Origin of the sequence: Cohnella faecalis (assembly GCF_003570905.1) — a bacterium.
GTDB lineage: Bacteria > Bacillota > Bacilli > Paenibacillales > Paenibacillaceae > Cohnella > Cohnella faecalis.
In genome coordinates this window covers 247,784-267,246 of the sequence record NZ_QXJM01000037.1, presented here as the reverse complement: position 1 = coordinate 267,246, position 19,463 = coordinate 247,784, and the positions used below count along the sequence as shown (strand labels likewise).

Annotated in this window: 14 protein-coding genes and 4 pseudogenes; 7 read left to right on the top strand and 11 right to left on the bottom strand. The window is 53.3% G+C overall.

The features are described from left to right. Window positions 1-69: 69 nt before the first annotated feature. Window positions 70-1,283 (bottom strand): annotated as a pseudogene (gene chrA, locus D3H35_RS12540) (chromate efflux transporter). A 99-nt stretch (window positions 1,284-1,382) separates the two neighbouring features. Between chrA and D3H35_RS12535 the strand changes: the two are divergent. From D3H35_RS12535 to D3H35_RS12525, 3 genes and pseudogenes are all read left to right on the top strand, one after another. After that, window positions 1,383-2,009, top strand: coding sequence for a rhomboid family intramembrane serine protease (locus tag D3H35_RS12535; RefSeq protein WP_119149681.1), 627 nt, complete (start codon window positions 1,383-1,385; stop codon window positions 2,007-2,009). Between the two features lie 118 nt (window positions 2,010-2,127). After that, window positions 2,128-2,789 (top strand): annotated as a pseudogene (locus D3H35_RS12530) (cupin domain-containing protein). Window positions 2,790-2,875: 86 nt separating this feature from the next. Next, entirely contained in the window at window positions 2,876-3,166 is a 291-nt protein-coding gene (locus tag D3H35_RS12525) for a hypothetical protein (RefSeq protein WP_119149680.1), read from the top strand. A 133-nt stretch (window positions 3,167-3,299) separates the two neighbouring features. On the opposite strand, the gene D3H35_RS12520 is transcribed toward D3H35_RS12525, so the two are convergent. Further along, window positions 3,300-3,980 carry a sulfite exporter TauE/SafE family protein gene (locus tag D3H35_RS12520; RefSeq protein ID WP_119149679.1) on the bottom strand — a complete coding sequence of 227 codons (681 nt, stop codon included), beginning with the start codon at window positions 3,978-3,980 and terminating at the stop codon, window positions 3,300-3,302. Then, window positions 3,977-6,153: pseudogene (locus D3H35_RS12515) on the bottom strand (heavy metal translocating P-type ATPase). Before D3H35_RS12515 ends, D3H35_RS12520 begins: the two are co-directional and overlap by 4 nt. 242 nt (window positions 6,154-6,395) lie before the next feature. Here D3H35_RS12515 and D3H35_RS12510 point away from each other — a divergent pair. Then, the gene (locus D3H35_RS12510) at window positions 6,396-7,523 is read left to right on the top strand and encodes a stalk domain-containing protein (protein ID WP_147355825.1); all 1,128 of its coding nucleotides are present in this window, start codon (window positions 6,396-6,398) and stop codon (window positions 7,521-7,523) included. Between the two features lie 558 nt (window positions 7,524-8,081). Here D3H35_RS12510 and D3H35_RS30355 read toward each other — a convergent pair. After that, window positions 8,082-9,134 carry a hypothetical protein gene (locus D3H35_RS30355; RefSeq protein WP_147355824.1) on the bottom strand — a complete coding sequence of 351 codons (1,053 nt, stop codon included), beginning with the start codon at window positions 9,132-9,134 and terminating at the stop codon, window positions 8,082-8,084. Between the two features lie 205 nt (window positions 9,135-9,339). Here D3H35_RS30355 and D3H35_RS12495 point away from each other — a divergent pair, with 205 nt between their 5' ends. Then, window positions 9,340-10,857: an S-layer homology domain-containing protein gene (locus D3H35_RS12495; RefSeq protein WP_233567900.1), complete on the top strand. Its 1,518-nt coding sequence runs from the start codon at window positions 9,340-9,342 to the stop codon at window positions 10,855-10,857. A 14-nt stretch (window positions 10,858-10,871) separates the two neighbouring features. Here the strand turns inward: D3H35_RS12495 and D3H35_RS12490 are convergent, their stop codons facing one another. From D3H35_RS12490 to D3H35_RS12475, 4 genes are all read right to left on the bottom strand, one after another. Then, window positions 10,872-12,170, bottom strand: coding sequence for a VTT domain-containing protein (locus D3H35_RS12490; RefSeq protein WP_119149675.1), 1,299 nt, complete (start codon window positions 12,168-12,170; stop codon window positions 10,872-10,874). 4 nt (window positions 12,171-12,174) lie between these two features. Continuing rightward, a complete protein-coding gene (locus D3H35_RS12485) occupies window positions 12,175-13,578 on the bottom strand; it encodes a HAMP domain-containing sensor histidine kinase (RefSeq protein WP_119149674.1) in 1,404 nt (467 codons plus the stop codon). Between the two features lie 29 nt (window positions 13,579-13,607). Beyond that, a complete protein-coding gene (locus D3H35_RS12480; RefSeq protein ID WP_119149673.1) occupies window positions 13,608-14,288 on the bottom strand; it encodes a response regulator transcription factor in 681 nt (226 codons plus the stop codon). Window positions 14,289-14,368: 80 nt separating this feature from the next. Next, entirely contained in the window at window positions 14,369-14,689 is a 321-nt protein-coding gene (locus tag D3H35_RS12475) for a hypothetical protein (protein WP_119149672.1), read from the bottom strand. A 350-nt stretch (window positions 14,690-15,039) separates the two neighbouring features. Between D3H35_RS12475 and D3H35_RS12470 the strand changes: the two genes are divergently transcribed. Then, entirely contained in the window at window positions 15,040-15,519 is a 480-nt protein-coding gene (locus D3H35_RS12470; protein WP_119149671.1) for a C40 family peptidase, read from the top strand. Between the two features lie 55 nt (window positions 15,520-15,574). On the opposite strand, the pseudogene D3H35_RS12465 reads toward D3H35_RS12470, so the two are convergent. After that, a pseudogene (locus D3H35_RS12465) lies at window positions 15,575-16,242 on the bottom strand (response regulator transcription factor). Continuing rightward, complete coding sequence (locus tag D3H35_RS12460; RefSeq protein ID WP_119149670.1) at window positions 16,226-17,728, bottom strand: sensor histidine kinase; 1,503 nt, start codon at window positions 17,726-17,728, stop codon at window positions 16,226-16,228. The pseudogene D3H35_RS12465 and the gene D3H35_RS12460 overlap by 17 nt, the downstream one beginning before the upstream one ends. Before the next feature lie 197 nt (window positions 17,729-17,925). Between D3H35_RS12460 and D3H35_RS12455 the strand changes: the two genes are divergently transcribed. Further along, window positions 17,926-18,513 (top strand): undecaprenyl-diphosphatase, encoded by a 588-nt coding sequence (locus D3H35_RS12455; protein WP_119149669.1) that lies wholly within the window; start codon window positions 17,926-17,928, stop codon window positions 18,511-18,513. A gap of 42 nt (window positions 18,514-18,555) precedes the next feature. Here the strand turns inward: D3H35_RS12455 and D3H35_RS12450 are convergent, their stop codons facing one another. After that, window positions 18,556-19,341 (bottom strand): COG4705 family protein, encoded by a 786-nt coding sequence (locus D3H35_RS12450; protein ID WP_233567908.1) that lies wholly within the window; start codon window positions 19,339-19,341, stop codon window positions 18,556-18,558. Window positions 19,342-19,463 lie beyond the last annotated feature (122 nt).

Sequence of the window (19,463 nt, the reverse complement as noted above, 5' to 3'; positions counted from 1 at the left end):
TCCCTTCACCTCGCAATATCGATGTTTGCCTAATCAACATATGAAGGGAACGGCGAAGTTGTTATCTTTTTAGAATAGATCAAGCAGCATTCCTCCTGCAGCGCCTGCAATGACAGCCGTCCAGGGCGGAAGCTTCCAAAAAACGAGCATCAAAAACAGAACCGAAGCAAGAATGAATTCGCCGGAAGTTTGGATCGACGTCGTCCATAACGGGTTATACAAAGCCGCCAGTAAGATGCCTACTACCGCTGCGTTGATTCCGATCAGCGCACCTTGCGCTACGGCGTTGCGCCGCAACGCATTCCAAAAAGGCAGCGCACCAGCAACTAGCAGAAAAGCAGGAAGAAAAATGGAAGTCGTTGCGATCAAGACTCCCTTGACTCCGCTAATCATCGCTCCCAAATAACTTGCGAAAGTAAACAGCGGTCCAGGCACCGCCTGTGCTGCGCCGTACCCGGCCAAAAAATCCTCCTTGCCGATCCACCCGGTTGGAACGACTTCCCGTTCGAGCAGCGGAAGCACGACATGGCCTCCGCCAAATACAAGAGAGCCTGCCCGATAAAAGCTGTCGAACAACGCCAATTCGTTCATAGAAGTCCCCTGTCGAATAAGCGGCAGAACGATTAACAGCGCGGCAAAGAGAGACAAGCACGCCGCAGCAAAGCCTCGGCTTACATGAACAGTCAGGCGCGGCGGTTCAGGCGAAAGCGTCCTTCTGTATAGAATAGTTCCTGCAATGCCCGCTGCGACAATGAGAAGCGCCTGACTTAGCGCCGTCTGCCACATGAGGGTAACAATCGTTGCGGCCAAAGCGACTGTCGCCCGCTTACGGTCGGGAGCAAGCTTTTGTCCCATGATAATAACGGCTTGGGCGACAATGGCTACAGCCACGATTTTAAGACCGTGAATCCACCCGGTTCCGATGCCGATATCCGAGCCTTGAAGAATGAAAGCGAATAAGGCCATCGCAATGACCGAAGGCAGCGTAAAGCCGAGCCAAGCAACCAAGCCGCCTAGCAAGCCTGCGCGAACGATTCCGATGCCGATGCCGATCTGGCTGCTGGCCGGACCGGGCAGCAATTGGCACAAGGCGACCAAATCGGCGTAGCTCCGTTCATCCATCCATTGGCGGCGGCGTATATATTCCAAGTGAAAGTAGCCAAGATGAGCGATCGGCCGCCGAAAGATGTAAGACCCAGCTTCACCGATACGAACAACAAATCTTTGAGCGTTCCCGCCTTGCTGAAGGTCTCTTGGTCGACAGCTTCCTCTTTCTTATGCACGTGAAGTGATTCCCCCTGGGTGGTACAACTATTCTAGAAAAAAGAGTATCATATCCTGTATATCGATTCGACGCATTATCAATTACTGGAGGGTATGCCATGTTATTTTTACGCAATGAAAATTTTCGCAGCTATATCCGATTTTACCCGGTCACATCGATCATTCTCGCGATCAATTTGATCTTGTTCTCCATCGACGAGCTGTTTCTTGACAATAGAATTACGATATGGGGAATGTTTTTTCAGGAGCCGGGTTATAATCCATACGGATTAAGCGAGCCTTGGAGATATGTCACTTCCATCTTTTTGCATGGCGGCTGGGACCATCTTTTGTTCAACTGCTTCTCAACGCTGGTATTTGCCCCGCCGCTCGAAAGACTGTTGGGCCACTTCCGTTATTTCGCCTTTTACTTGGCGGCCGGCATAGCAGGCAATGCTTTGAGCGCCATCGTACAAGCAGGCTCCGTACATGCCTCCGTGGGAGCTTCGGGAGCGATCTACGGCCTATTCGGCGCGTATTTGTTCCTTGCGATATTCCGCAAATCGGCTTTGGATGAGGGATCGCGCAAGACGGTATATACGACGCTGATTTTCGGACTGATCTACTCGGTCGTATTGCCGAACATCAATATTTGGGCCCATATCGGCGGCGGTATCGCGGGCTTCGCCATGATGGGGCTGCTCGTGTCCAAACATAGACTGACGGAAAATGCACGTTTCTCGTAAACGACGCTTGATCCTTTTTTAATGTACTTCCCCTAGCTGTCGTTGTCCACCCTTTCACCCTTCCCTGGGCGAACGCATAGGATGGTTGCAGATCGCAGCGAAGGGCAGGGGATTACGAATGGCCGTTTCCTATATGAATTACACTTCTCCGTCGACACAATTCACTTACGATTTGAGCCAAAACCCGTTTTTCAAAAAAAACGCTCAGAACTATATCAACGAGCTTTCCGTGTATCAATTGAATACGCTTGGAAATACCTCTCTGCTGGATATCTACTTAAGCTCGGGCGGAATCGTGGAGCCTCATTACCATCAGAACGCAACGGAGCTTGTCTATGCCGTCTCGGGCGCCGCCGTCGTTTCCTTGCTCAATCCGTTCACCAAAGAACTGCTCAACTTTCCGATAAAACCCGGACAAGTAGCCAACGTTCCGCAGGGTGGTGGCATTATGAGATTGCGACGACGGACAATACGCAGCTGCTCGCCATATTCGACGCCCCGGTTCCCGAAACGATCTTCGGTTCCGATATTTTGCGGCTGACACCCGCAAGCGTGCTTGCCTACTCCTATTGCCTTGACGAGAAAAAAGTAAAAGAAGCGCTGGCTCCCATTCAAACTACAACCTATCTCGGCCCTCCCAACGACTGCGCCAAAAATCAAGCTTCAGCGGCCATGCCAAAGACGCAGACGCAGCACTATCCGGCTTCCCGGGTCAAATCGCAACTGGGTATCCGCCATACGCGCAAAGGCCATAGCATAAAAACAGGGCTTCTCCCTTAGCGGAGAGGCCCTGTTTTTGGCGTATGAAGGATAAGTCCGGCCGCATATACTCTCACGATACCCCGATTCCAATGGGAGGGCTGCGCATGAAGCACCGCCGCTTCTTAACGATAATTCCGATCACCCTGCTGCTTCTATCCGCTGCAAGCTACCTGATGAGCGATGGATCGAAGAGCTTTCCCGCTGCAACCATCTCCGACAACGGAAAGCTAAAAGCCGTCGTGCTCACAGATGCCGCGAATAACCCAAAGGCGATGAAGGAGCAAAAATTCACTTATACGATAACGGACGAAAACGGACAATCGGTCAGCGGCGCCGTCGTCGACGTCAGCCTGACCATGCCGGTATGTTCTGCGGCGTCATTCCCACGCGGATGACGGAAACTTCGCCGGGAACCTATGTCGCCGTCGGCATTCCCGTCATGAAGGGGAATTGGACGGCGGTCGCGAGCGTACAGGCGGGTCGGACAGTCTTCGCATAGAGCACCCGTTCCATATTGGATAGATTCTGTCACCATAACCACGGATGGATAGAAGGAATCCATCCGTTCACGCTGAAGCCCTTGAGAATCGACAGCAGCCCCATGATCACAGCCACGTAAAATCCGGCGGCTCTCAATCCCCTTCGCCAGCGGCGTCCCATGCGGTTCGCAGTTAATGCTACCGCTAACAATACAGGCACCGTTGCGAGGCCAAACACCAACAATGTTGCCATGCCTTCGATCCAAGAGCCGGCAGCAGCAGCCCTCATCTGCATCGAATACGTTAGCCCGCAAGGCAGCAGCCCAAGCATGAGTCCTGTCAAGAAGACCGACAGCAGCTCGAAAGGAGCTCTAATCCGTCCCGCGATTTCGTGAGTGATGCGCGATCCCTTCGTTTTCCGCGCCGGGAGCGGTATCGCATATTTTCGAAACGCCCACAGCAGGATGAACGCTCCTCCAACGATGCTGGCAATGGATTGAAGGCCGACCAGCTTTCCGGCTGCGTTAATAAAAGAGCCGATGCTTCCCATGACGGCGCCGGAAACGGAATAAGTGACGATTCGCCCCGCATGGTAGGCGAGTACGGAAAGCATGGCGCTCTTGCGTGCTTCGAGTGCGATGGATGAGCCGATTCCCCCGCACATGATTATACAGTGCGGCGCACCCGTAAGCCCTGCGACGACGGCAATCGTTAACGAATCCGCCATCATGTCGTTAATTTCTTCTTTTCAATACGAGTATCTGGTCGTTTCAGACGCAAGGCATTGCCGACGACTAGGACGGAGCTGAACGCCATGAATACGCAGGCTGCCCTGGGATCGAGCAGCCCAAACGCTGCCAGAGGGATCATGATCGCATTATAGACGAGAGCGAAGCTTAGGTTCTGGCGAATGTTCCGCATCGTCCGGCGCGAAATGGCGATCGCATCGGCTACAGCCGACAGCCGGCTTCCGACGAGAACGATGTCGCCTGCCTGCATCGCCGCCTCGTTGCCCCCTGCCATCGCGAATCCGATGTCCGATGCCGCGAGGGCGGCCGTGTCGTTAATGCCGTCACCGACCATGACGACTTTGCGGCCGGCAGCTTGAAGCTCCCTCACCATCTGCAGCTTTTGCTCCGGAAGCATGCCCGCTCTCACGCGTTCGATGCCGACTTCCGCCGCTGCTTTTTTTGCCGCCTGCTCTCCGTCTCCCGTCAGCATCCAAATTTCGCCCGTTCGTTCGAGCTGCCGGATAGTCGATTTTGCGTCCTGCTTCGTTCGATCTTGAAAAAATAGAGCTCCTATCCATCGCTCTTCCAACGCTACATGCAGGATGGACGCTCCTTGAATGTCAGTCTGCCGCTCAAAAAGGTCGGAAATCGCGATTCCATGTGCCGTCAGCCACTTCTCGTTTCCGATTCTCATCCGCTTGCCGTCCACCATTCCCGTCACTCCTTGACCGGGGTACTCGCGAAAATCGATAGCTTCGGATAACAGCAGGCTTCGAGCCTTCGCCTCGCTCGCGACCGCTTTCGCCAATGGATGCTCGGAATATTGTTCAAGCGATGCGGCCAGCCGAAGTCCCTTATGCCGCTGGCCGTCAACGAAACGGCTGCCGACGAGCGCTGGTTTTCCTTCGGTAAGCGTACCGGTCTTGTCAAACAAGAACGTATTCATAAGGGGGAGCGATTCCATGAAGCGCCCTTCCTTCACGAGGATGCCCGCTCTTGCCGATAAGCTTGAGCCGATTAATAACGATACCGGCGTCGCCAGTCCTAACGCGCACGGACAGGCGACCAGCAGCACAGCCATCGCATTCCGGAACGCGTCGTCGGGATCGGATGACGGCGCATAGAACCAAGCGATAAAGGTGATAACGGCAATTCCAAGCATAACCGGAACGAATACGAAAGCGATTCGATCGACGGCTCGTTGTACCGCCGGCTTCGTACTCTGGGCTTCCTCCACCGTCGCGACGATGCGGGACAATCGCGTGGAGGCAATATCGGACGAAGCTTCCACGATCAAGCGGCCAACGGCCAGCCGCGTCCCGCGTGAACCCGATCACCCGCTCGTTTGAAAATCGTTCGATACTCCCCGGTTAAGAGAGCTTCATCGATTTCGGCCAAGCCTTCGAGGACTATTCCGTCCGTCGCAATCCACTCGCTGTCCGCAACGGACAACCGATCGCCTTTTTTCAATCGGGCGGCCGGCACCCATGCCGTGCTGCCGTCGGGCAGCACGACTCTCGCATTGTCCGTCTGCAGCTCCTTAAGCGCCGACAACGATCGCAACGCTTTTCCTTTCGCTATCGCTTCCAGCCACTTGCCCAGCAGGATGGCCGTCAAAACCATCGCAATCGTATCAAAATACAAAAAGTGGTGCTCATGGCTCCCGTCGTCCCGGAAGACGAGATAATGACTGTATAAATAAGCGGCTGAAGTGCTGATGGCGACCAGCGTATCCATATTGGCCGTTCTTTGTTTGAGCGCCTGATAAGCTCCGTAATAAAAAGGGAAGCCTACATAGAACTGCAAGACGGTCCCGACAACAAGCTGAACGAACGGCAACGTTATTGCGTGCGGAACGTATAGGCTCATCGGTTCCGCGAAATGGGCCATCATTCCCCAAAACAGCGGTATGGACAGAAGCAGTGATAGGAAAAATCGTTTGCGGAGCTCGGCCTTTTCGCGTTGGAACGGGGCTGTTTCATCGACGGCATCGATACGCGCGCCGTAGCCGAGCTTCTCTATTCTCGCAATTACAGATTGGGCCGAGGATTGGCCGCCGGATTCGATATCCACAATCGCCTTTGTCGTCGCCAAGCTGACGGCGGCGCGAGCTACGCCATCCATACGGGATAGCGATTTCTCGATACGGGCTGAGCAGGCTGCGCAAGTCATGCCGGTGATCCGCAATTGAATCGTTCTCATAGCACCCTCCCGAATGACGCCGCTTAACGGGCAATCTGCCCGTCCTTTTAGTCTATGATCCGTGAACCGCACGAGAACTTCGTCCCTCGCCCTATGCGGCTCTAAAGTAAATATTTCCTGGACGTCCGCAACCTTTCCGCTGACGAATGCGTCTCTGACAACGAATGCATGAAGCAACCTACACCGCCATGCAGCCGAAGGGAGATTATGAAATGAACAAGAAAAAAGCAATCCTGATCGCTACCGTAGCCGGAGTTATCGCGACAACGGCATCTGTCGGCGCGTCGGGCATACTGGAGAAAGTAAGCGGACTTGTGAGAAAAGACTATCAAATATCCGTCAACGGCGAGAAGACGAGCCTCACCCCCGTCTTCATTAACGGACAAGCTTATTTGCCCGTCCGCAGCGCCGCTGCGGCACTCGGCTACGAGCTGCAATTCGACGGCGCCAATAAGGAGATCGACCTTACGGAACGTTCGAAGGAAGAGGCGGCGGACTATATGAGAATGAACGGCGTCATCGTTACCGCACAGCCTGTCGATAACGGCCAGTACCGAATCGAGCTGCTCGGCAGAGGCGATTCCAATTGGATCATTCTGTACGTCGACGACAAGACAGCTCTTACGGATGCTGAAGGCAAAGCTGTCGCAGCGAAGGATTTGAAGCCGGGAATGCAGGCGACCGCCGAGTTCGGACCGGTCGTCGCTCTTAGCTACCCGGGTCAATCCCATGCCGCCAAACTTTCGATTGGCGCCGAAAGGCTGATCAAGGAAGACGTCATTCAATCCGTCAAGCATACGGATGACGGCTGGCAAGTGCAGTTCGGCGAAAGCAAGGACGGCGCAGCGGTGCCGACTTTGATCTTGAACGCGGGTAAGGAAACGAGCGTGCTGACGGCGGAAGGCCAGTCCGTCGCTTTCGAAGACTTGAAGGCGGGAGACCGCGTACGCGCCTATTACGGTCCGATCATGACGAAAAGCATTCCTCCGATTAGTCCGCTCTATTACTTGGTACTCCTTGCTCCGGATAACGGACAGCAGATAGCTCCGGCGGAAGCCCAGCAATTCCGCGATCTGGCTTGGAACCAATTGTCGGACGACCAGAAGACCCATCTGACGACCGCGCGCAACGATGCCGTCGTCGACGTCGTTAGCGCGAAAGAATCGGGAGTTTTCCCTTCCGACGATGCGCAGAAGAAAAAACTTGAGGAGCTTAAAGCGGCGAATGCGAAGCTTGTCACCGTTACTTACCATACGGATCAAGACGCTCTCCTCGGCCCTCTGACCGCCGCATTTTCGCTTGAAACGAAGGAATTCATCGGCTATTACATTCGCAAGTAAGCCGGGAAGGGCAGCCTGGGCAGCAAAGAAAAATTTCTCCTCCGCCCCGTTCCTACTGGAACCCAAACAAGCGTAATGCGATACCCTATAGAGACAAATGACTATTTTTCCTGGAGGGTATCTTATGGATCGCGCGTTTTTTCCCGGCGGAGGTTTCGGGGGAGGTTTCGGGGGAGGTTTCGGTCGCCCATTCTTTCGACCGTTCCCCACCCTTTTTTTCCAAACCGTTTTCTGTTTCCGAGCTTTTTCTTCTCTCCGTTCTTCTTCCCGTTCTTCCGGGACGGACAATCGGACGACACGCTGTTTGCCCAGCACCAAGCGACGCATGGAGAAACGTTAGCCAGCGTCGGTCATCGCTATAACATTCCTCATCCCATCTTAGAGGAAGCGAACCCGCACCTGGCCAATCCGAATCAATTGGCCGCCGGTGAAACCGTCAATATTCCGCGCATCTCCAATATGATGTGCCAAAAAACATACGCGGAGATGACGGCGCCCGCTCAGCAAGTCCAACCGGTAATGTACGGAGGACAAAGGCAATAAGAATCGCCGTAAGGGCTATCTCCAAGGTCTGAATAGACCAAGGGGATGGCCCTCTTTGCTGTTACTGCGCATTCCGCTCTCTTGAATGCTCGGCATCGGGACGAGCTCCGGTTCTGTTCTTTCGGCTGGACAGTGTGTGTTCGCTCGCATCGGTGGGACGAGGTACCATTCTTTCGGCGAATCGGGCGTTCCAGCGCGCATCGGTGGGATGAGGTACCATTCTTTCGACGAATCGGGCGTTCCAGCGCGCATCGGTGGGACGAGGTACCATTCTTTCGACGAATCGGGCGTTCCAGCGCGCATCGGTGGGACGAGATACCATTCTTTCGACGAATCGGTCGTTCCAGCGCGCATCGGTGGGACGAGGTACCATTCTTTCGACGAATCGGTCGTTCCGGCGCGCATCGGTGGGATGAGGTACCATTCTTTCGACGAATCGGGCGTTCCAGCGCGCATCGGTGGGATGAGGTACCATTCTTTCGGCGAATCGGGCGTTCCAGCGCGCATCTGTGGGATGAGGTACCATTCTTTCGACGAATCGGGCGTTCCAGCGCGCATCGGTGGGACGAGGTACCATTCTTTCGGCGAATCGGGCGTTCCAGCGCGCATCGGTGGGATGAGGTACCATTCTTTCGGCGAATCGGACGTTCCAGCGCGCATCGGTGGGATGAGGTACCATTCTTTCGACGAATCGGGCGTTTCGGCGCGCATCTGTGGGATGAGGTACCATTCTTTCGGCGAATCGGGCGTTCCAGCGCGCATCGGTGGGATGAGGTACCATTCTTTCGGCGAATCGGACGTTCCAGCGCGCATCGGTGGGATGAGGTACCATTCTTTCGACGAATCGGGCGTTTCGGCGCGCATCGGTGGGATGAGGTACCATTCTTTCGGCGAATCGAGCGTTCCGGCGCGCATCGGTGGGATGAGGTACCATTCTTTCGGCGAATCGGGCGTTCCAGCGCGCATCGGCGGGATGAGGTACCATTCTTTCGGCGAATCGGGCGTTTCAGCGCGCATCGGTGGGATGAGGTACCATTCTTTCGGCGAATCGGGCGTTCCAGCGCGCATCGGTGGAATTACCAGTATTTTGGGATTGGTGCGCGTCCGTAAGTTGATTAGGATAGAGTATATCCTGCTCTCTCCAGATCAAGAAACGAGTTGATAGTAAAAAATGAGCTTCTTTCGTTCCCTCTATGTACCGACAGCAGCGTTTCTCCTATGTTTAGCCACTGTCGCAACCCCAGTTCAACTCGCAGCCGCCGCAGAATCGAAATTGCCCTTTAACGATATTGCCGACAGCTACGCCAAGGGTGCGATTGTACATTTAAGCACGTTAGGAATCGTATCGGGCAACGGCTCGGGTAAATTCGAGCCGCGCAAATCGGTCACGCGAGCCGAATGGGTCTCGATGCTCGACCGTCTGTTCGCTATCGAGCCGGTAAACGGCGCGATTCCGGCTTTTGCTGACGTTCCGAATACCGTCTGGCATTATCCGTGGGTTCAGTCAGCTGTAGAGCTGGGACTGGCGACAGGCACATCTCCATCTTTATTCCAGCCAGATAAGAAGGTTAGCAGACAGGAAGCCGCCGTCTTTCTCGTACGAGCATTGAAGCAAAGCTTGGCGGCTGCCTCGTCGTCGAATGACAAGACATATATGGACTCCGACCGAATTGCTTCGTGGGCGCTTCCATCCGTTCGTCAACTGCAAAAGCTTAACGTCATGAATGGCGACGGCGGCACGTTCCGCCCGGAGGACTCCATGACGAAGCAAGAAGCCGCCGCTCTTCTGGACAAGGTGCTGCAACGGAACGCGTGGTCCGCGCAATTTCAGGCTGCGCCTGCCGCTTCCATCCAATTAGGGTGGCAATACGGGCAAACAACCGTTCAATTCGAGCGGCAAGTCGCCCAGTCGAATGTGAACACATTATCTCCGCGGTGGTTTTTCCTCGGGCAAGCCGGCACACTTGAAGATAGCGCGGATGCGCCGCTCGTTGCATGGGCGCACGCCCAAGGCAAAAAAGTGTGGGCGATGGTCGGCAATCATTCGGATCCATCTCTCACCGGCAAGACGATTTCCGATGCGACACAACGGAAAATTTTCATTCAAGCTTTGGCCGATGCCGTTCGAAAATACGGTTTGGACGGACTGAATATCGACTTCGAGAACGTAAGCCCGCAAGATCGGAACGGCATGACTCTCTTCGTCTCCGAGCTGGCCGCTGCGCTGCGCGCTATCCCGGCGAAGCTGTCGGTCAACGTCTCGCCTGATCTCGGCACCGATTGGACGGATGCATTCGACTATGCCGCACTCGGAAACGACGCCGATTATATCGTGCTCATGGGCTACGACGAGCATTGGGAAGGCGATGCAGAAGCCGGATCGGTGTCCTCCCTTCCTTGGCTTCGCTCCGGCTTGGACGCATTGCTCGATAAGGTGCCGGCGAACAAAGTCATTTTGGCGATGCCGCTGTACACGAGAGACTGGTATGCAGGCGCAGCCGCCACGATGTCGACCGAATGGAGCTTGATCCGCCAGAACGATCAAGTTCGAGCTCTGCATCTGAAGCCCGACTGGAACGAACGTCTCGCCCAATATTCCGCTTCCTATTGGAGCCTTGGCGTCCAACACCGTATATGGCTCGAGGACGGACGCTCCTTGTCGCGGAAAATGGAATTGGGTTTAGTGAAAAACATAGCCGGGTTCGCCTATTGGTACATGGGAGGCGATAGCCCCGACGTCTGGGCAAGCATGCGCAATCGATTGCGATTCAGCACCTATACTTTCCTTTGAAGGAGCAAACCCGCCTATCCGGAATCGGATGGGCGGGTTTGCTTTTGCGTCTTGCGCAACATGCGGAATAACTCGACCAGTACGACATTTGAGCTCAACCATACTCCAGTGAAGGCAAAAGCGGCGGTTACGTCGCTAGCGTCATAGCGGTTCAAATAGATACAGGCAACTCCGGCGAATAAGCTCGCTATGACGGCAACGCCCCCTAACGAAATTTGAATCCTCCTTCTGCGGACGGAACGTCCGACGTAATAAGCGGACAAGCCGAATACGACCATAATTAACGATACCGGTTCGCAAGGAAAGGAGTAAGCCGAGAGCTCCGGTCCCGTCCCGGCAAACAAATGCCGAAGTCCATACTCCCAGATTATGCCTCCGAAGATACCGAACGAATAGAGGGCAGCTTCCTCCAGGCGTTTCCCACGGAGCTTCCACACGGCTATCAATGACAGAACAACGATAGGTGCGAGAATAATCGGTGAGGCCGCCTGCATCGTACCGCTGAACAAAGACTTCCAGCTTTCATCGAATACGGCGTGAATGACAAGAGGAGCGATTTGGTCGAAGTCGGAAAACTCATGCGCCAAAAAATCCTGGATGATTACGACAGCCCAGGTAACGGCTGCGACCAATACGAGACAAGCTATAGCGATTGCCCATTCGGCTTTTCGAACGGTACGGAATGCAGACGATCCGTTAGCGATAAAGCGAAGCACCGCTTGCTTGACACGCACTTTCCTATTCTTGATCGTGTAATAAGCAAGCAATAAGATCGCGCCCAAAATACCGGCGAAAATTAAATATTTGCGAATCGAATGGTGAAAATGGTCCCATTGAGGACCGAGTATTTTTCCTAACGTTATGAAAAGTCCCGTCCAAATAAAAGCGCCCGTATAAGCATATAACGCAAACGTGCGAAACGGCAGTCTGGTCACCCCGGCGAAGTATCCTGTGAAGTGGCGGATACCGGGAATGTAGTATGCGATCAGCAATACTTTGTTCCCGTACTTGTCGAACCAGACGGAAGCTTTATCCAGCTTATCCGGACCGAGATGGATTCTCGAGCCAACCTTCTCGAAAAAGGGGCGTCCTGCGGCGTAGCCGATCCAATAAGCCGCCGTCACTCCCAACGAACTGCCCGCTCCTGCGGCCAGCATGCTCGCGAACCAGTTCAATTTCCCCTCAAAGACGAGAAGTCCGGCATAGCTCATCAGAAATTCTCCCGGAAGAGGAAGAGCCAACACTTCCAGCATGAGGCCAAGCCCTAGAACCCAATAGCCGTAATGGTTCATCGCATTGTGCAAAAAGTTCATCGCTTCACCCGCCAGAATCGATTTTCAGACCATCATCGCAGCCGGCCAGAGGCAAAGAAATCGTAATGACGGTGCCGATTCCGCTCCTGCTGCGAATTCCGATCGTTCCGTCATAAGCTTCCGTCAAGCTCTTCGCGATAGACAGTCCTAGCCCGCTGCCGCCTTTTTTGCGGTTTCGATCCCTATCGACTCGGTAGAAGCGTTCGAACACGAGAGGCAGCTCATCTTCGGGAATACCCTGCCCCTGGTCTTCGATCTCGATTATCGCCCTGCCCGCATCGGAGAAAGCCCGTAACGATACGGGCTTGGAATCCGCCGAATAACGAACGGCATTATCCGTCATTATGATAACGATCTGTTTGAGATGGTTAGCATCGATGGAGACGCTTAACCCTGGAGCGAGCTCAGTGTGGAACTCCCTCTGCGGATACAGCATGACATAGTCCTTTACCAAGTCCTCCAATATTTCCGATGCGTCAATCGCGCTGCCACACTCTCGTCTCACTCCGGACTCCGCCCGCGTCAATTCAAGCATCTGGTTGGCGAGCGACTTAAGCCGGGCCGTTTCCTGCAACGCCGCGTCAAGCGATTCGTCCATAACGGCCGGATTAGACTTTCCCCATCGTTTCAATAGCTTCAAATGACCCTCAATGATAGCGATTGGCGTTCGAAATTCATGGGAGGCGTCCTCAACCAGCCTGCGTTGCCCCAGAAACGAATTTTCCAATTCATCCATCATTCCGTTAAACATGGTCGAAAGCCGCGACAATTCATCGTTATTGTTCGAATAGGAAACCCGTTCGTGAAGCCCGTCCTTTTTGATGCTGCCCATCGTTTCCGTTAGCCGCTTGACCGGAACGATGACTTGCCGGGCAATGAACAGTCCGCCAGCAGCGCTAATAATGATCCCTGCGATACCGCAAACCCACATAAGCCGGTTCAGCCTATCCTTCAAGACATCTAACGATTCCATATTACCGGCCAATTCCATCGTTCCGCGAAAACCGTCCGTACGAACCGGACTTCGAATGAGCAATAGATGATCCTCGCCATGATGAAAGCTTACGATCGCTTCCTTGTCCGTCGTACCGGATGGAACCCATTCGCCGGGTATTCCGCGAGCGATAACGACCAGCGGTTTTCCGTTCTCGTCAAGCAGACGGAAAAGCTGGTTATCCCGGACAAGCCGTTCGAGAAATCGCTTATTCTCCTCCCATTCCTCCTGGTTATTTTCTCTCTCCTGCTCGGAAAAATAACCTGCTACTTCGTTCGCGGTTTTTCGAAAGTTGTCTTTTTCCGATTCCATCATGAACCGATACACGAGTTGATACTGAATGAGACTGTAGCCGATGAACAAGAGCAAGATCAAGCCGCAAGACAAGGATGCCAGTTTATATTTGACGGGCAACGGAAATCAAGCCCCTTCGTTCAGTAAGTTCATGTCTTCATCATGTACCCGATACCGCGAACCGTTTGGATATATCGCTCTTTATCAGGACCGTCCAGCTTTTGCCGCACATATCGGACATAGACATCGACCACGTTGGTCTCGACTCCCGCTTCGTAGCCCCAAACCTCGTTGAGCAGCCTCTCGCGGCTCATGACGGTATTCCTATGGTGAAGAAGCGCAAGCAATAAGTCGAATTCACGCTTGGTCAGCTCTATCGTCTTACCTTGCCGGGTGACCGTTCGGGAAGGAACATCTACCGTCAAATCCAGAAAAACGACCGAACCCTCCTGCTCCGTCTCGTCGTCATCCAATCTTCGAAATAACGCTCGCATTCGAGCCAATAATTCTTCGATCGCGAACGGCTTCGGAATGTAATCGTCTGCGCCGCTGTCCAATCCCGCCACGCGGTCCATAACGGTATCTCTCGCCGTCAGCATAATAATCGGCGTTTTGTTATGTTGACTGCGGAGCCTTCGGCATATTTCGATTCCGTTAATTCCCGGAAGCATCAGATCGATAAGAATGAGGTCCCATTCGCGCTCTGTCGCAAGCTGCAAGCCTTCGCGTCCGTCATGGCTCACCGTAACGTCGAATCCTTCATGCTCCAGCTCCATTTGGACGAACCTCGCGAAATTCGGCTCGTCTTCGACCAAAAGCAATCGTCGCATGTTTTTTTCCTTTCATTAATCGTTTAAAAACGAACGGACAGGCCCGCTTACTATAGTAAGGTGCCTGTCCCTCCTCAACCTTATTCGTCGGCCGTTTCGCCGTCCGCCTCGTTATCTTCCTGATCGTCGGCAGCTCCGTTATCCTCTTGGTCGTCCGCAACTTCGCCGTCTCCGTCGGACTTCTCTTGATCGTCAGCTACCTCTCCGTCGCCATCGGATTTCTCTTGGTCATCGGCTGTCTCGCCGTCTCCGTCGGATTTCTCCTGCGATTGAACGGCGCCCGCTCCAGTCGTTTCAGTCGTTCCGGCATTCGTCGTATGAGTTGCCGCATAAGCGGCTCCGCCTGCGCTGGCGACTACCGCGAACAGCGCAAAAGCCAAAAGCCATTTTCTCTTCATCATTCCTAAACTCCTCCTTGATAGGGTTGCTTCCTGCTTACGTCCTTTACTATACCTTCCGAACGATGGGAAAGACTTGAGAGCCTCATTAGAATTTGATGAGAAAATGGCGGTTTAATGCGGATTTTTCATAACAAACTTGCTATTCTAACTGCTCGAGGATAGCTTGTCCATGCTCGAAAATGAAAGAGTTTTCATCTTTTTCTCAGAAAGACGTTCGAAAGGGCAACCAGCCGGGACTTAAGCCGTCCATTGGTAAATCGTAGGCGGAATTTGCCGTGCTATAGTGTGGGCAGGTGTTCCAAGCCACTACGGAAGAACACACTACAAGTCGCAACCAGGAGGCACACAACATGAATAAACGTTACGGAAAAACGATGGCCGGTATCGCGCTCGGTCTAGCGATTATGGCCGGCGGAACGATAACGACGGTTGGTTATGCTCCTTCTCATGCCGCGGCGGCCACAGCATCCCAAGCTTCGGGCATTATTCAGACGGGCAAGCAGTATCTCGGCGTTCCCTATAAATTCGGAGCAAAAACCGGGAATACGAGCCGGTTCGACTGCTCTTCCTTCACGCAATATGTTTTTGCTCGGAATGGAATCCACTTGCCTCGCTCCTCGAAGCAGCAATCCAAAGTGGGCACGTACGTTCCACGAAATCAGCTTCGGCCTGGAGATCTGGTATTCTTCTACTCTCCGATTCACCATGTCGCCATCTACCTGGGGAACGGCAAGCTTCTGCACACGTTCGGCAAGCCCGGCGTAACGATTACCGATTTGAATTCGGGCTGGTGGAGCTCCCACTATACGACCGCCCGCCGCGTCCAATAGATCGGACAAGCCCAAGGAGTCTTTCCGGAACGTGGAGAGACTCCTTCTCCGCGTTTCAAACACGGAAGCGATAACCGGCTCCCCATACGGTTTCGATATAGACGGGATTGGCGGCATCCGCTTCGATTTTCTCCCTCAGCTTGCGGACATGGACGGTTACCGTCTGAGTGTCGCCCATCGCGTCGATTCCCATATTCTTTCGAACAATTGGTCTTTGCTGAATACCCGGTTCGGATGAATCGCGAGAAAATGCAGCAATTCGAATTCCTTGGTCGTCAGAGTAACCTCCGCGTCCCGGACGAACACTCTGCGCGAATCGGGATCCATCCGGATTTCACGGACTTCCACTTCGTTAGTCAAGCCGCTTAGCCCTTTCAACCGTTCGTAACGCGATAGATGCGCCTTCACCCGCGCCACCAATTCCGCAGGCTTAAACGGCTTCGTTATATAATCGTCCGCGCCCAGCCCAAGTCCGCGGATCATGTCGATGTCTTCCCGCCTCGCGGTAACCATCAGAATCGGAACGTCGAGATTGTCCCTAATCTGCCTGCATACCTCGAAGCCGTTCATCCTGGGCAGCATCAGATCCAGAACGATCATATCGAATTTGCCGGACAACCCCCTCTCCAGCCCCAGCTCTCCGTTAGGAGCGATTTCGGTCCGAAAACCGCTGGCTTCCAAGTAGTCTCTCTGCAGTTTGGCGATGCTAGGCTCGTCTTCCACGATCAGTATCGTTTTTCTCACGGCCGGAATGCCCTCCTTTCTGAATCGGCAGCGATAGAATAAGGCGCGTCCATTCGCCTTCCAAGCTTTCGGCGACAATGTCTCCGCCGTGCCCTTCCATGATTTGCTTCGCAATGGCCAGACCGAGACCGCTTCCGCCGGTTTCGGCATTGCGGGACTGTTCGGCCCGAAAAAATCGGTCGAAAATATGAGGCAGCGCCTGCTCGCTTATTCCGGGACCGTTATCCGCGATTTCAAGGACAACGGCATCTCCCCGGCAATAAGAGCGCAAGACGATTCTCTTGCTAGGCTTGTCCATGTATTTCAAGCTGTTCTGAATGACGTTGACCAGAACGCGCCGGAAGGAATCCCTGTCGACCGACGCGATAACGTCGTTATCGAGCTCCAGCTCGACAGCGAGCTGAACGCCTCTTTTTTCCAGCTCGAAATGCAGCTCCTCCGCCCAATCTTCCAGAAAGGCCCGAAAGGAGACGGACTCGAAGAAGAACGGAACCCGGTTCAGATCCAATTTGGAGTATAAAAATAATTCCTCGATCAAATGATCCATCTCCGCCGCTTTCGCCGAAATCGTCCTCATATAGGCTTCCGTTTTTTCCGGCGAATCCGCAACGCCCTCCAGGATACCGTCCACGTACCCTCTAATGGCGGTAATCGGCGTTTTTAAGTCATGGGAGATGTTCGCTACGAGCTCTTTTCGGTTCTCCTCATATTGCTGCTGCAGCTCGACCGAATGCTGAAGCCTTCCCCGCATTTCTTCGAACGCTATCCCAAGCTGGCCGATCTCGTCCTTTCCCTGCACTTGGACTCGGTAGTCCAGGTTTCCTTCCTTGATTTGTCCTGCCGCCTTTCGCAATTCGCCAAGAGGACGGATGATGTTCTTGGACATGAAGTAAGTGAGCACGGCATGCGTCAGCACGAGAATGACCAGAAAGCTGACGAGCAAAATCGGAAAGGATTGCCTCGCAAAGAGAACGACCGGATCGACCTCCATCAATATGAACAAGCTGACAGGCTCGCGTTTTTTTGACATCAGATCGTATTGCAAAATCGAGAACAGCTCATTCCCGTAAGACTTAGCCGCTATAACGTTCCGGAACGATTCATGCGAAAAAGCCGGAAGGCTCGACAGAACGTCCGTTCGGCTGCGGATTCCTTCGGATGCATAGACGGTGCGGCCTTCCATCCGGATGACGAGAAACGCGTCCTTCGTTTTCATTTCGCTCGATAACCCCTCCAAATATTCGGGGTTGGAGAGAAGCTCGGGATTTCCGGCTATCGTATGATTGAGCAGCCGGTTGTAATCCGACTGCTCGAAGCCTTCCACTTTCGTCTCGTAGAAGTTGGCCAAATTCGGAAAATGGCCTCGATAAACGACGACAAGCAGCAAAGTCGTCATGACGAGAAGGAGCAACGGCACGACGAGCATGGCCGCATAAGATAGTATTAATTTGAAACGGATAGACATGAACCCGATTCCCCGCTTCGGTTAATTTTGACGTTCCAAGGAGTCCTCCCCTAACTTTCTCCAGTATGCGCTTTTTACTTGCTTGTCACAATCTCAATCGCATTCCGCAGAGCGGCCGTCGCCGCGAAATGAGCCGCTTAATAAATCGTTAAGAAACGAGAGTTATAGTAGGTTAAAAAATAAAGGAGAACACGACTGTGAATGTAAACCTGTTTCGATTGCTCAACGATTTGGCGGGCCGATATGACTGGATTGACGACTTTATGGAGTTTTGCGCCCAGGACATCGTATGGATCATGCTGGCCGTGATGGCATTGCTATGGCTCTCCGGGAAAACCGCTAATCAGAAGCTCGTATTCTATTCGGGATTGTCGGCTGCCGTCGCGTTGATCGTGGCTAGCTTCCTCCTGTCACCCGGAATCAATCATCCTCGGCCGTTCGTCGGGCATACCGTCCATCAATTAATCCCGCACGCGCCGGACCCCTCCTTCCCAAGCGATCACGCAACGCTGGCATTCTCTCTCGCTTTCGGCGTCTGGTTCGCGAATCGCCGCCTGCTGGGAGCTCATCTATTTCTGCTGGCCTTATTGACAGGAGTAGCGAGGGTATATGTCGGGGTCCATTATCCTGCCGACATTCTGGGAGCGATGGTCCTGTCCCTCATAACTTGCTTCGCGATCGCTAAAATGAACAGACGAATGGATGCCGCGCCTATGCTCTTCATCCGGCTTTACAGGAAATTAACAAATAAGCTTAGCCTTGCATTTCTTCCACGATCCAAGTAACCGAACAGCGACCTCTCTTTAGTGAAAAGGTCGCTGTTCGTTTCACTTCAACGGATTGACTTCGTCTCTTCTCGTTACCGTCAGGTAAATAACAAGACCCAAAATCGTGAGGAGAAAAATGACGCTGATTCCCGTCGTCCCAAGTCCCAGGCCGCGTTCATCGCTAGGCTGAGAGAGATAGTCGCCAATAGAAGCGCCGAGCGGACGCGTCAAAATATAAGCTATCCAAAAGGCTAAAACCGAATTCAGCTTAAACCGGTAGTAAGCGACCGTCACGATCCCGATCAGCACCGCGAATAGCAACGCCGACAGCCAATAGCCCAGATCCAGAGCCTCGGATAATAAATCTCCTGCGGAAGTCCCCAAGGCAAAGGTAAACAAGATGGCTAACCAGTAATAGGATTCCCGCTTGGATGTGTAGATGGAGTGAATGGACAGCGTTTTCTCGCTTGCGTACCAAACCGTAAAAGTCGCCAGCAGCGCAATCGCAAAAATGACGGTGGTCGTTACGAGAGGTACTCCGAAGTTATCGACGAGGTTATCGGTAATGAGCGTACCGATGACGCTAATCAACAAGACTGTGAGCCAATAAATCCAAGGCACGTACTTCTTCGCTCTAAATTGGATGACGAGAGAAACGCACAAGAGTCCAGCCACAAGCAAGGTTGTGCAGGTCAGTCCCCAGTTCAAGTTAAAAGTAAGAAAATCTGCGGCTGTCTCCCCTACCGTAGTAGCCATAATCTTGATAATCCAGAAAAAGATCGTAACTTCCGGCACTTTGTTCAACATTTGCCGAACTAGCGGCATAACCGTTGCTGTTTCATTCATAGCGATCGATCTCTGATCTTTCAATCGAAATCCTCCTCCACTTTCGTATCTTATCGGTTCTTCCACTATGGTATAGCGAAAAAATAAAAGATCGATTAACCGTTTATTACTCATTTATTAAG